Origin of the sequence: Sphingomonas mali NBRC 15500 (genome assembly GCF_001598415.1) — a bacterium.
GTDB lineage: Bacteria > Pseudomonadota > Alphaproteobacteria > Sphingomonadales > Sphingomonadaceae > Sphingomonas > Sphingomonas mali.
Window position 1 is genome coordinate 24,169 of the sequence record NZ_BCYX01000020.1, and the last position, 12,601, is coordinate 36,769.

The 12,601-nt window shown below is 64.6% G+C and carries 14 protein-coding genes; 12 read left to right on the top strand and 2 right to left on the bottom strand.

Going from position 1 to position 12,601, the window contains the following annotated elements:
* Nucleotide 1 precedes the first annotated feature (1 nt).
* From SMA01S_RS14790 to SMA01S_RS14820, 7 genes are all read left to right on the top strand, one after another.
* Nucleotides 2-3,166 carry an efflux RND transporter permease subunit gene (locus tag SMA01S_RS14790; RefSeq protein WP_066823823.1) on the top strand — a complete coding sequence of 1,055 codons (3,165 nt, stop codon included), beginning with the start codon at nt 2-4 and terminating at the stop codon, nt 3,164-3,166.
* A gap of 45 nt (nt 3,167-3,211) precedes the next feature.
* Complete coding sequence (locus SMA01S_RS14795) at nt 3,212-4,597, top strand: efflux transporter outer membrane subunit (protein WP_066823826.1); 1,386 nt, start codon at nt 3,212-3,214, stop codon at nt 4,595-4,597.
* 72 nt (nt 4,598-4,669) lie between these two features.
* Nucleotides 4,670-4,936 (top strand): hypothetical protein, encoded by a 267-nt coding sequence (locus tag SMA01S_RS14800; protein ID WP_066807197.1) that lies wholly within the window; start codon nt 4,670-4,672, stop codon nt 4,934-4,936.
* 154 nt (nt 4,937-5,090) lie between these two features.
* A complete protein-coding gene (rpsU, locus tag SMA01S_RS14805) occupies nt 5,091-5,297 on the top strand; it encodes a 30S ribosomal protein S21 (RefSeq protein ID WP_056428702.1) in 207 nt (68 codons plus the stop codon).
* 110 nt (nt 5,298-5,407) lie between these two features.
* A complete protein-coding gene (locus SMA01S_RS14810) occupies nt 5,408-6,052 on the top strand; it encodes an FKBP-type peptidyl-prolyl cis-trans isomerase (protein WP_066823829.1) in 645 nt (214 codons plus the stop codon).
* An 11-nt stretch (nt 6,053-6,063) separates the two neighbouring features.
* Nucleotides 6,064-6,747, top strand: a complete 684-nt coding sequence (locus SMA01S_RS14815; RefSeq protein WP_066823832.1) for an FKBP-type peptidyl-prolyl cis-trans isomerase — start codon at nt 6,064-6,066, stop codon at nt 6,745-6,747.
* Between the two features lie 11 nt (nt 6,748-6,758).
* The gene (locus SMA01S_RS14820; protein ID WP_066823834.1) at nt 6,759-7,301 is read left to right on the top strand and encodes an FKBP-type peptidyl-prolyl cis-trans isomerase; all 543 of its coding nucleotides are present in this window, start codon (nt 6,759-6,761) and stop codon (nt 7,299-7,301) included.
* An 84-nt stretch (nt 7,302-7,385) separates the two neighbouring features.
* On the opposite strand, the gene SMA01S_RS14825 is transcribed toward SMA01S_RS14820, so the two are convergent.
* The gene (locus tag SMA01S_RS14825) at nt 7,386-7,808 is read right to left on the bottom strand and encodes a MarR family winged helix-turn-helix transcriptional regulator (protein WP_218016904.1); all 423 of its coding nucleotides are present in this window, start codon (nt 7,806-7,808) and stop codon (nt 7,386-7,388) included.
* 79 nt (nt 7,809-7,887) lie between these two features.
* On the opposite strand from SMA01S_RS14825, the gene SMA01S_RS14830 reads away from it, so the two are divergent.
* From SMA01S_RS14830 to SMA01S_RS14845, 5 genes are all read left to right on the top strand, one after another.
* Nucleotides 7,888-9,018 carry an FAD-dependent oxidoreductase gene (locus tag SMA01S_RS14830; protein ID WP_066823839.1) on the top strand — a complete coding sequence of 377 codons (1,131 nt, stop codon included), beginning with the start codon at nt 7,888-7,890 and terminating at the stop codon, nt 9,016-9,018.
* A gap of 127 nt (nt 9,019-9,145) precedes the next feature.
* On the top strand, nt 9,146-10,585 hold the full coding sequence (locus SMA01S_RS14835) for a cytochrome ubiquinol oxidase subunit I (RefSeq protein WP_066823841.1): 1,440 nt from the start codon (nt 9,146-9,148) through the stop codon (nt 10,583-10,585).
* Nucleotides 10,582-11,595 carry a cytochrome d ubiquinol oxidase subunit II gene (gene cydB / locus SMA01S_RS14840; RefSeq protein WP_066823844.1) on the top strand — a complete coding sequence of 338 codons (1,014 nt, stop codon included), beginning with the start codon at nt 10,582-10,584 and terminating at the stop codon, nt 11,593-11,595. Before SMA01S_RS14835 ends, cydB begins: the two co-directional genes overlap by 4 nt.
* Nucleotides 11,595-11,714 carry a DUF2474 family protein gene (locus SMA01S_RS24230; RefSeq protein ID WP_084250328.1) on the top strand — a complete coding sequence of 40 codons (120 nt, stop codon included), beginning with the start codon at nt 11,595-11,597 and terminating at the stop codon, nt 11,712-11,714. Before cydB ends, SMA01S_RS24230 begins: the two co-directional genes overlap by 1 nt.
* A gap of 35 nt (nt 11,715-11,749) precedes the next feature.
* Entirely contained in the window at nt 11,750-12,070 is a 321-nt protein-coding gene (locus SMA01S_RS14845) for a DUF6916 family protein (RefSeq protein ID WP_157093961.1), read from the top strand.
* On the opposite strand, the gene SMA01S_RS14850 is transcribed toward SMA01S_RS14845, so the two are convergent.
* The gene (locus SMA01S_RS14850) at nt 12,063-12,593 is read right to left on the bottom strand and encodes a GNAT family N-acetyltransferase (protein ID WP_084250329.1); all 531 of its coding nucleotides are present in this window, start codon (nt 12,591-12,593) and stop codon (nt 12,063-12,065) included. The two genes, SMA01S_RS14845 and SMA01S_RS14850, sit on opposite strands and share 8 nt — an antisense overlap.
* Nucleotides 12,594-12,601 lie beyond the last annotated feature (8 nt).

Here is a 12,601-nt window from a genome sequence, read left to right on the forward strand (position 1 = left end):
CATGTCACGTTTCTTCATCGACCGGCCGATCTTCGCCTGGGTGATCGCGATCGTCCTGATGCTGGCCGGCGTCATCGCGATTCGCTCATTGCCGATCGCGCAATTTCCCAGCATCGCGCCGCCTTCCATCTCGATCACCGCGACCTATCCGGGCGCGGACGCGCAGACGCTGGAGAATACGACCACCCAGATCATCGAGCAGCAGATGAAGGGGCTGGACCACCTTCGCTACTTCTCGTCCTCCTCCTCGTCGGCCGGCACCGTCACCATCACGCTGACCTTCGAACAGGGTACCAATCCCGACATCGCGCAGGTCCAGGTCCAGAACAAGCTGCAGGCGGCGACGCCGCTCCTTCCGCAGGAAGTCCAGCAGCAAGGCCTTCAGGTCGCCAAGGCGACCCAGAACTTCCTGATGTTCATCGGCCTCTATTCGGAAAATGGCGCGCATGACGGCAAGGACCTTGCCGATATCGTCGCCTCGAAAGTACAGGATCCGCTCAGCCGGGTTAACGGCGTCGGCGATACGCAGTTGTTCGGGTCGCAATATGCGATGCGTATCTGGGTCGATCCGCTCAAGCTCAACAATTACGCACTGACGATGACCGATGTGATGACCGCGGTCCGCGCGCAGAATGCGCAGATCTCGGCCGGTCAGGTCGGCGGGCTGCCGGCGCCCAAGGAGCAGATGCTCAACGCGACCGTGTCGGTTCAGTCGCGCCTGAACACGCCCCAGCAATTCGCGCAGATCCGGCTGAAGAGCGGCGCCGACGGCTCGGTGGTGCGGCTGGGCGACGTCGCGCGGGTCGAGCTGGGCGCGGAGAATTACGGGTTCGACGCGGAATATAACGGCAAGCCGGCGACCGGGATCGGCATCAAGCTGGCGCCGGGCGCCAATGCGCTCAGCACGGTCGAGGCGGTTAAGGCGAAGGTCGACGAGGTCGCCAAGCAATTCCCGTCCGACGTGAAGGTCATCTATCCCTACGACACCACGCCGTTCGTTCGGCTGTCGGTGGAGCATGTCGTCGAGACGCTGATCGAGGCGGTGGTCCTCGTCTTCCTGGTGATGTTCCTGTTCCTCCAGAACTTCCGTGCCACGCTGATCCCGACGATCGCCGTGCCGGTCGTGCTGCTGGGGACGTTCGGGGTGTTGGCGCTGGCCGGGTTCAGCATCAATACGCTGACCCTGTTCGGCATGGTGCTGGCGATCGGCCTGCTGGTCGACGACGCGATCGTCGTGGTCGAGAATGTCGAGCGCCTGATCACGACCGAGGGGCTAAGTCCCAAGGACGCCGCGCGCAAATCGATGGATGAGATCAGCAGCGCGCTGGTCGGGATCGGCTTGGTCCTGTCGGCGGTGTTCCTGCCGATGGCGTTCTTCGGCGGGTCGACCGGCGTGATCTATCGCCAGTTCTCGCTGACTATCGTGTCGGCGATGGCACTGTCGGTGATGGTCGCCTTGATTCTGACGCCCGCTTTATGCGCCACCATCCTGAAACCGCACGACCCGAACAAGAACAAGGGCAATGGCCCGCTGGCGCGCTTCTTCCGCTGGTTCAACGACAAGTTCGAACGCGGCCAGGTCCGGTATGAAAAAGGCGTGCGGTCGACCGCGCGCAGCTGGAAGCGCTCGATGCTGATCTACGCCTTCGTGCTGGTCGGGATGGGATTGCTGTTCTGGCGCTTGCCGACCGGCTTCCTGCCCGATGAAGACCAGGGCTATGTGATTGCGATCGTCCAGGGGCCGTCGGGTGCGACCACCAGCCGCACCGCCAAGGGGCTCGATCTGGTCCGAGACCATTTCCTGCAGAACGAGAAGGCGAACGTCGAAGGCGTCTTCACCGTCAATGGATTCAGCTTTGCGGGCGCCGGGCAGAATAGCGGCATCGCCTGGATTCCGCTCAAGCCCTGGTCGGAACGCAAGGGCGGGCAGAACAGCGCGGCGGCTATCTCCGGCCGGGCGATGGGCACCTTTTCGCAGTATAAGGACGGGATGATCTTCGCGGTCGTACCGCCCGCGGTCTCCGAACTCGGTAACGCAACCGGCTTCGATCTGCAGTTGGTCGATACCGGCGCGATCGGACACGATCGGCTGATCCAGGCCCGCAACATGATGCTGGGCATGGCGTCTCAGGACAAGCGCCTGGTCGGCGTGCGGCCAAACTCGCTGGAGGACGCACCGCAACTCAAGGTCGATATCGATCAGGACAAGGCGCGCGCGCTCGGGCTCGATCTCGGCGATGTGAATTCCACCATCTCCGCGGCGTGGGGCGGCTCGTATGTCAACGACTTCATCGACCGTGGCCGCGTCAAGCGCGTCTACGTCCAGGCCGACGAACCGTACCGGCTCAAACCCGATGATATCGGCAGTTTCTACGTGCGCTCGAGCAATGGCCAGATGGCGCCTTATACCGCCTTTTCGACGCTGAGCTGGGCGCAGGCGCCGGTGCAGCTGACCCGCTATAACGGTCAGCCGGCGATCGAAATCCAGGGTGCGCCCGCGCCAGGCGTGGCGTCCGGGGCCGCGATGAAGGCGATGGAGGATATCCACGCCAAGCTACCCCCCGGCACCGCGCTCGAATGGACCGGCCTGTCCTATGAGGAACGGCTGTCCGGCGGCCAGGCGCCCGCGCTCTACGCGCTGTCGCTGCTGATCGTGTTCCTGTGCCTCGCCGCGCTCTACGAAAGCTGGTCGGTACCGATATCGGTCCTGCTGGTCGTGCCGCTCGGCGTACTCGGCGCCTTGCTGGCGGCGACGATGACCGGACTCAACAACGACATCTATCTTCAAGTCGGGCTGATCACGACGATCGGCGTGTCGGCGAAGAACGCGATCCTGATCGTCGAATTCGCCGAGGAGAAGATGCGCGATGGGTTGAACGCGTTCGAGGCAGCGATCGAGGCGGCCAAGCTGCGCCTGCGACCGATCCTGATGACCAGTTTCGCCTTCATCTTCGGCGTGTTCCCGCTGGCGATCGCGGCCGGCGCGGGGGCGGGCGGCCAGCACGCCATCGGCCGCGCAGTCGTGGGCGGCATGTTGTCGGCCACCATCCTCGCCATCTTCTTCGTGCCGATGTTCTTCGTCGTGGTGCTGCGCCTGTTCGGCCGGCACGGCGAGCGCGACACGTCGACCGATCGTACCGATGCGGCCGCGCCGCAGGGAGCCTGATCCGTGACCGTTCGTCCTATCCTTGCCCTCTTGCTTGCCGGCAGCATGCTGTCGGCTTGCAACCTCGCCCCCAAATATGTCCGGCCTTCGGGTGCGGTGCCGGCTGCGTTGCCGGAAGGGGGCGTCTATCCGCGTGCCGCCACCGACGCGCCCGATGTGACCGCGATCGGCTGGCGCGACTTCTTTACCGACGATCGCCTGCGCCAGGTGATCCAGCTCGGCCTCGACAATAATCGCGACTTGCGGGTGGCGGCGGCGAACGTGCTCCAGGCGCGTGCCCAATATCGCGTCCAGCGCGCCGACATCTTGCCGAGCATCAACGCCAACGGATCGGCCACCTATACCAACAGCGCCGGCGCGGCCGCGAACACCGGCGGTGCCACCGGCGGCGGTTCGTCGACGGACATCCAGTATTTCCAGGCCAATGTCGGCTTCTCGGCGTTCGAGCTCGACCTGTTCGGGCGGTTGCGCAACCTGTCCAAGGCCGCGCTCGAACAATATTTCGCGACCGAGGAAGCGCAGCGCACGACGCGCATCAGCCTGATCGCGGAGATCGCCACGGCCTGGCTGACGCTCGCCTCCGACCAGGATCAATTGCGGCTGTCGCAGAGCACGCTCAAGACCTTCGAACAGACGCTCGAACTCACGCGCGCGCAATTCCGTATCGGTGTCGCCTCCGAACTCGAATCGCGGCAGGCGGAGACCAATTACCAGGCGGCGCGCAACGACATCGCCACGCTCCAGACCAGGATCGCGCAGGACCAGAACGCGCTCAACCTGCTCGCCGGGACGACCGTCTCGGCCGATCTGTTGCCGGCTGCGCTCGGCGATGGTCGCGTGACTCGCGACGCCTTGCCCGCGAACTTGTCGTCGGAGGTGCTGCTGCGCCGCCCCGACGTGCTCCAGGCCGAGCATCAACTGATCGCCCAGAATGCCAATATCGGCGCGGCGCGGGCTGCCTTCTTCCCGCGCATTTCGCTGACCGCGGCCCTCGGGACGATCAGCAGCGGGCTGACCGGCCTATTCGGGGCGGGAACCGGCACTTACAATGTCGCCCCGTCGGTCGCGCTGCCGCTGTTCGACGCCGGCCGCAACAAGGGCAATCTCGATTACGCCAAGGCGTCGCAACAGGCGGCGGTGGCAACGTACGAAAAGACCATCCAGACTGCCTTTCGCGAAGTCGCCGACGCGCTGGCGCAGCGCGGCACGATCGACGAGCAGGTTTCCGCCCAGACCGCGCGGGCCAATGCCGCGCAAGTGGCGGCCAAATTGTCCGATGCGCGCTATCGCGCGGGCGTCGACAGCTTCCTGGTCGCGCTCGACGCGCAGCGCACCGCTTACGCGGCGGAACAGCAATTGGTCACTACCCGCACGACCCGATCGAGCAACCTGATCGAGTTATATCGGGCACTCGGCGGCGGCCTCCAGTGATCGATTAGATCGCTCGCTTGCCTTTTGACGCAATAAGCATAACCTCCCTCCAAAGATAAGGAGAGAGTGACGATGAAAGACGTCGAGTTTGTTGCTGGCGACAGCAGCGACAAGACCATGCTGATTCTGCAGAGTCTGCTGTGCGTATTGCGTGAAAAGAACCTGCTGACGCGCGCGGATATCGAGAATTTGTGCGACAAGGTGCAGGCAAGTGCTGCCGATCACGCGCAAAATCCGCTGCCATGCTGCGACGCGAGTGCGCTGGCAGCGGCGAACGAGATGGGCAAGATCGGCGATTATATCGGCCGGCGCTACGGCGGGAAGCACCGCCGGAACTGAATCGGCGCATTGACCGTCCAACTTGCGGCTGTGGCGAACGCGCAACAGCCGACTCGCTTGCCTTTTGCCCGACCCGCTGTTAGGAGCCGCCCACTTCACGCCCGGACTTTGTCTGGGGCGGCCATATCCATTTGATCTGGAGTTGACGGATTTTATGCAAATCATCGTGCGCGATAACAATGTCGATCAGGCGCTTCGGGCTCTCAAGAAGAAGCTCCAGCGCGAAGGCGTGTATCGCGAGATGAAGCTGCGCCGCCATTACGAGAAGCCCAGCGAGAAGCGTGCGCGCGAGCGTGCCGCTGCCGTCCGCCGCGCGCGTAAGCTCGAGCGCAAGCGGATGGAACGCGACGGGGCCAAGTAAGGCCTTCACGTCGCTTTCGTGAGGGCTTGCGAGCCGCGGCCCTCCGACCTACCGAGAACAGCGTGTCCCGGCCGCGGTCGTACGCGGCCTTCCCGTCGAGGCTTGCTCCCATGTCCGTGACCGCCGTTCCCCTTCAGCCCGTCAAGCGCAGCTATATCTGGCTGTTGTGGATCGGCATCGCCGTCGCGGTGATCGCCGCGTTCCTGCTCGCGCGACAGGGCGATGACCTGTTCACCAGGTCGCAGCGCGGTTGGGGCGTCAAGACGACATCGTCCGGCCTCAAATACGAAGTGCTCAAGGCGGGCACCGGAGCCTCTCCGACGGACACCGACGTAGCGCTGGTCCAGTATGAAGGCCGGCTGCGCAACGGTAAGGTCTTCGACAAGTCGCAACAGCCGATGCCGATGCCGGTCAAAGGCGTCGTCCCGGGTTTCAGCGAAGCGCTGAAGCTGATGCACAAGAATGAAAAGATCCGGGTGTGGATTCCCGCGAGCCTCGCTTATGGCGCGCAGGACCAGAAGGATCAGCAGGGCAATGTCGTCCTGCCGGCGAATTCGCCGCTGATGTTCGACATCGAACTCAAGGATTTCCTGCCGCAAGCGGTGGTCGAACAATATCAGCGGCAGATGCAGATGATGAACGGCGGCGGTGCCGGCGGCATGGGCGGTCCCGGTGGGCCCGGCGGTGCGCCTGGCGGTGCCGGTGGTCCGCCCCCGGGCGGCGGCGAGAGCCTCGTCCCTCCTCCAGGACAGTGAACCGACAAAACATGGCTGACACGATTGCTTCCAAGGCGCCCGCAAAGGCGCCGCTCGATCCGCGTGCGAAACGCGTCCTGTGGCTGGGCATCGTGCTCGCCGTGCTGGGCGCCGGCGCCCTGCTGTTCAGCATGTTCATGTGGTGGGGCGGCAGCGCGCGCGACTCGCTGTCGATGACGTTCAATTCCTGGGCGCCGGGCGTGAAGACCACCGCGTCGGGGCTGCAGTACAAGGTGCTGACCCCGGGCAAGGGCAAGAACCCGACGGACACGGATGTCGCGCTGATCAATTACGAAGGAAAGTTGCTCGACGGCACGACCTTCGACAAGTCGCAGCAGCCGACTCCGATGCCGATCAAGGGCGTGGTCCCGGGCTTCAGCGAAGCGCTCAAGCTGATGAGCAAGGGCGCGAAGTTCCGCGTCTGGATCCCCGCCAAGCTCGGCTATGGCGACAAGGGCGCGGGCCCGATTCCGGCCAACGCGACCCTGGTGTTCGATATCGAGCTGATCGACTTCCTGCCGCAGGCGGTGATCGAGCAATATCAGAAGCAGATGATGCAGAGCATGGGCGGCGCTGGCGGCGCGGGTGGACCTCCGGGAGCCGGTGGTCCTCCGGGCGCTGGTGGCACGGTTCCGGGCGGCGAGCCTGCCCCGACGAGCAGCGCCCCGGCACCTGCCGCGCCGACCGGCAAGTAGGCGACAACGTCATGCGCCTGAAGATCGCGGAGGCTTGCCTGATCGGCGCGGCGTCGGTCGCTATCGGCGTCGTGCCGGCGCTCGCGAAGAAGGTACCGGTCGCCAAGCGGTCGACTGTTGCCAAGCGGGCTGCCGCAGCCAAGGCGCCGGCGGTCCCGCTCTCGCCCGAAGACGCTTTCCTCGCCAGGAACCGCAAGCTGCGCGGTGTGATCCAGACGGCGTCGGGCGTGCAATATCGCGTGATCAAGCCTGCGACCGGCGCGCATCCGACCGATACGGATATCGCGCTGGTCAATTACGAGGGCAAGCTGGTCGATGGCACGAGCTTCGACAAATCGGCCCAGCCGACGCCGATGCCGGTTTCGGCGGTGGTGCCGGGCTTCAGCGAAGCGCTGAAGCTGATGGCCAAGGGCGAGACGCTGCGGGTGTGGATCCCGTCGCGGCTGGCTTATGGCGCGGAGGATCAGCGCGACGGGCAGGGCAAGGTCGTCATCCCGGGCAAGTCGACTTTGGTGTTCGACATCGAACTGGTGGACTTCCAGCCGCAATCCTGATGTGCGGATGGCCGGTAGCGCGCGGTACCAGTCCCGGGCGCATCGATATTTGGTTTCCGGGCTGATTGAACGCCGGTCCTCGCTCTAGCCCTCCATTCGTTCGATATTGGCCAGTACGCGCTGCAGCAGGTCGATCAGAATATCATGCTCACCGGGTGACAGCCCCGCAGTCGCCTCGCGATTGCCCTGTTCGAGTATGGCGCGCCCTGCCGGGAGTCGCGCGCGCGCTTCGTCGGTGAGCGAGACCAGACTTGACCGGCGGTCGCGCGGGTCGGGGCGGCGGCGGATGACGCCGTCGCGTTCCATGCGCGTGAGCAATTGGGCCATGGTCGGCTGCTCGACTTTCGCCAAACGCGCCAGCTCGGTCTGCGACAATGCCCCTCCGTCCCTGAGCGCTGTGAGTACCGGCAGTTGCGCGGTGGCGAACCCCAATTCCTTCAACCGAGCGTCGCCGATCCGGGAAAGGCCGCGCGCGATCCGGCTAAAATAGTGGCCTGGCGTCTTCATTGGTTCCCACCCGGAATCGAGCATTGCATAGCATCCTATGTTTATAATATAGGCTCCTATGTAAATGAAGGAGCCAATTATGACAACAATATCGCGGATCGCGATTATCGGTGGCGGACCGGGCGGACTGATGCTCGCGCGCCTGCTTCAGGTGCGCGGCTTCGCGCCGATCGTGTTCGAGCGCGATCACCATGCCGACGACCGGCCGCAGGGCGGGTCACTCGACCTGCACGCGGAGACTGGGCAGCGTGCGATGCGGCTAGCCGGATTCGAGCGCGAGTTCCTTGCCGAGGCTCGGCCCGAGGATCAGGGCGACCGGCTATACGATTCTGCGGGGCGCTTGCTGTTCGACCGCGACGGGCAAGGCGACGATCGACCCGAGATTGATCGCAGCGCGCTCCGGGCTATTTTGCTCACCGCGCTCGCGCCTCAGACGGTGCGCTGGGGCGCGAAGGTGGAGATGGTGCGGCCGTCGGCGGACGGCGGATATGAGGTTGTCTTCAACGGGCGGGCCGAGCGTTTCGACCTTGTGGTCGGCGCGGATGGGGCATGGTCGCGCGTGCGGCCGTTACTGTCGGATGTGGTGCCGATCTACGAGGGCGTCACCCTGATCGAATTGGGTTTCGAAACCGCGCAGCACCCGCAACTCGACGCGCTGGTCGGGAACGGCAAGATGTTCGCGGTGGGCGACGATCGCATCCTGATCGGCCAGCGTAACGGCATGGGGCATATTCGCGGCTATGCCGGGCTGCGCATCGATGAAACGACCGCGCGCACGCTGCAAGAGGCGCCGGCCGACCGAATCCGGGCCGATACGCTTGCGGCCTTTGCGGGTTGGGCCGACACGCTGCTGGAGGTGATCGAGCGCGGCGACCTGCTCGCCGCACGGCCGCTATACGCGCTGCCGGTCGGGCATCACTGGGACAGCCGGCCTGGCCTGACCCTGCTCGGTGACGCCGCCCACCTGATGTCGCCATTCAGTGGCGAGGGCGTCAACCTGGCCCTGGCCGATGCGGTCGACCTGGCCGAGGCATTGGCCTCGGGGGAGGGCTGGGCGGCGATCGCGCGTCATGAGGCAGCGATGATCGAGCGTGCGATCCCTGCCGCCGCGGGTGCGGCGCGGGGGCTGCAGGGGACGATGTCTCGGGACGGACTGGCGAATACGCTCGACCATTATCGCGAACGGGCGAGCGACGAGGTTATCCGATAGCCCCAGCCTCGACCCGCCGGGCTAACGCCGCTGCTACCCTTCGGCCGTCCCGCGTAGTCACACCTGCATATCGCGCACTTGCATTACGAACGATCCGGGCGCATCGGCGGCGGGCAAGGAGGTGGCGATGACTGCCGCTGAGACTGCCTTGCTGCTAGCCCGGCTCCAGTTCGGGTTCACCGTCAGCTTTCACTTCATTTTTCCCAGCTTTTCGATCGGCCTGGCGAGCTACCTGATGGTGCTCGAAGGACTGTGGCTGCGCACGGGAAAGCCGGTCTATCTCGACCTGTTTCGCTTCTGGGTGAAGATCTTCGCCGTCGCGTTCGCCATGGGCGTCGTGTCGGGGATCGTCATGTCCTATCAGTTCGGCACCAACTGGTCGGTCTTCTCGGATAAGGCCGGGCCGGTGATCGGGCCGTTGATGGCCTATGAGGTGCTGACTGCCTTCTTCCTCGAAGCCGGGTTCCTGGGCGTGATGCTGTTCGGGATGAAGCGCGTGGGGAGGAAGCTCCATTTCGCGGCGACCTGCATGGTCGCGCTCGGCACCTTCATCTCCGCCTTCTGGATCCTGAGCGTCAACAGCTGGATGCAGACGCCGACCGGGTTCGCGATGAACGCCCAGGGGCAGTTCGTCGTCGCCGGATCCTGGGCAGCGGTGATCTTCAATCCCAGCTTTCCGTATCGCTTGGTGCATACGGTGATCGCGGCGTATCTGACGACCTCGCTGGTGGTGGGCGCGTGCGGGGCCTGGCATTTGCTGCGAGCCAAGCGAGTGCAGGTCGATGCGACGTCTGATGGCACGCAAGCGTCGCATCAAGCGGCTCGCAAGATGTTTAGTATGGCCATGTGGATGGCCGCGCTCGTCGCGCCGGTGCAGATCCTGGCGGGGGACCAGCAGGGCCTCAACACGCTCGAACACCAGCCGGCCAAGGTGTTGGCGATGGAAGGCGATTTCGATCCGAGCCCGAACGGGGCGCCGCTGGTGCTGTTCGGCTTGCCGTCCAATGTCGACGGCAAGGTCCATTACAAGGTCGAGATTCCTTATGCGGGGTCGCTGATCCTGAAGCACGATCCCCATGCGCCGCTTCAAGGCCTGAAGGACTTCCCGCGCGATCAATGGGCGCCGGTGGCGGTCGTGTTCTGGTCGTTCCGGGTGATGGTCGGACTGGGTCTCGCCATGCTCGGGCTGGGATTGTGGAGTTTGGTCGCGCGCCTCCGGCGCAAGCTGTACGACTGGACATGGCTGCACCGCGCGGCGCTGGTGATGGGACCCTCGGGTTTCGTCGCGGTGATCGCGGGGTGGATCACGACCGAGGTCGGGCGCCAGCCCTGGACGATCTATGGCCTGCTCAGGACCAGCCAATCGGCCTCGCCGCTGGCCACGCCCGCCGTCGCCACGTCGCTGGCGGCGTTCGTCATCGTCTATTTCGCGGTGTTCGGGATCGGCGTCTGGTACATCCTGAAGCTGATGCAGAAGGGGCCCCAAGCGCACGAGCCCGAATTGTCCGACGCGCCGATCCGGACCGCCGGAATCACCCCCGCGGCGCAGACGGGAGGCGAATCATGACCGTCGATCCCACGCTCGCTTACATCTGGGCGTTCGTCATTGCCTTCGCGGTATTCATGTACGTGGTGATGGACGGCTTCGACTTGGGCATCGGCATCCTGTTCCCTGCGTTCGGCGTCGGCGAGGAGCGCGATCAGGCGATGAACGCGATCGCGCCGGTATGGGATGGCAACGAGACCTGGCTGGTGCTGGGCGGCGGCGGGCTGATGGCGGCGTTCCCGCTCGCGTTCGCGATCCTGATGCCGGCAATGTACCCGCCAATCATCGCGATGCTGCTCGGCCTGGTGTTTCGCGGCGTCGCGTTCGAGTTCCGCTGGCGCGATCCGCGGCACCGTGCGTTCTGGGATTTGGCATTTACCGCAGGATCGGTGACCGCGGCGCTGGCGCAAGGGATCGTGCTCGGCGCGCTGCTTCAGGGCGTGCACGTCACGGGCCGCGCTTATGGCGGCGGCTGGCTCGACTGGCTGTCGCCCTTCTCGCTGCTGACGGGCGTCGGGACGGTCGCGGCCTATGCGTTGCTGGGCAGTTGCTGGCTGATCTTCAAGACCGAGGGCGGGACGCAGGCGCATGCCTATCGCCTGGCGCGAATCGCGGGCGTGGCCGCGGCATTGGCGGTGGTGGCGGTCAGCGTCGCGACATTGTTCATCGCCGGCGGCGATTATCAGCATCGCTGGCTGACTTTTCCCAACGTGCTATTCGCGGCTCAGGTACCGCTGCTCGTCGGTATCCTGTCGGCCGCGTTCTGGTGGGCGCTGCTCAGGAAGAAGGAATTGTTGCCCTTCCTGCTGACGCTCGGTCTTTATCTGCTGTGCTTCGCTGGGCTCGGGATCAGCATGTTTCCGTACATCGTGCCCGGCGCTGTCAAGGTGGTCGACGCTGCGTCCCCCGCGAACAGCCAGACCTTCATGCTGATCGGCACCGCGATCATGGTGCCGCTGATCCTGAGCTACACCGCTTGGTCCTATTGGGTGTTCCGCGGCAAGGTTGGCGAATCGGCGGGCTATCATTGATGGCGGACGAAGCCGGTCCATTATGGAAACGTCTCGGCTGGATGGCGGCGATCTGGGCGGCTAGCGTGGTGGCGCTGGCTGTCGTGGCGACGGCGATCCGCAGCGTTCTCCACGCTTGATCGCCGATCGCGCTTGGGCCAGTGAAAGCGACACGATGACGGGGGAAGAGATGTCGCAGGAACGGCTGACGCACGAGGATTTCGCGCCGCATGTGGGCACCGACTTCACGGTGCCGGCGGAGGACGATTCGGTATTGATTCACTTCACGCTGACCGAGGTCAAGGTACTGAGCCATAAACCCGGTTTCGGCGACTTCCGCGATCCGTTCCAGCTGACGTTCAGTGTCGCGACGCAGGACGTCTTTCCGCAGGGGCTCTATCAGCTGACGCATCCGGTGTTGGGCGAGCAGGATATCTTCCTGGTGCCAGCAGCGAAGAGCGACGCTGGAGTCGATTATTGCGCGACATTCAACTGAGGCCGTCGGGCGCCCAGTCCATTTCCAGATAGATATCCTCTTCGCGGATCACGTTGAATCCCATTCGATTGTAGAGCGATCTCGCCGGATTGGTGCGTTCGACGAAGATGTCGACCCCCTTGCCTCGCGCCCGGGCATAGTCCTGAAGAGCGGTGATGATCGCGGTGCCGATGCCATTGGCGCGGCTGCCGGGCATCAGCGCGATGTCGACGATATGGGCGCGGGTGCGCCGCTCGTTGAGATAAAGCCGGCCGACGGGAACGCCATCGCGTTCGAGCACATCGTACCTCGTATCGGCCAGGAAAGAGCGATAATGCTTCCGCTGCGCACTGAACTGTTGGATCAGAAAGGCGCGCTTCTGCTCCTCGGACCACGGCACGAGAGCAAGCTCATCGGCGCGCGTGGACGCGAAGAGCTGCATCAGGAAAGGCAAATCATCATCGGTTTCCGGCCGAAGCGAAAAGCCCTTGGACAGCAAAGCCTCCGGCAGCGAAAATGCCGGAGGCCCAACGGTTTCGGTCATGATGGGTC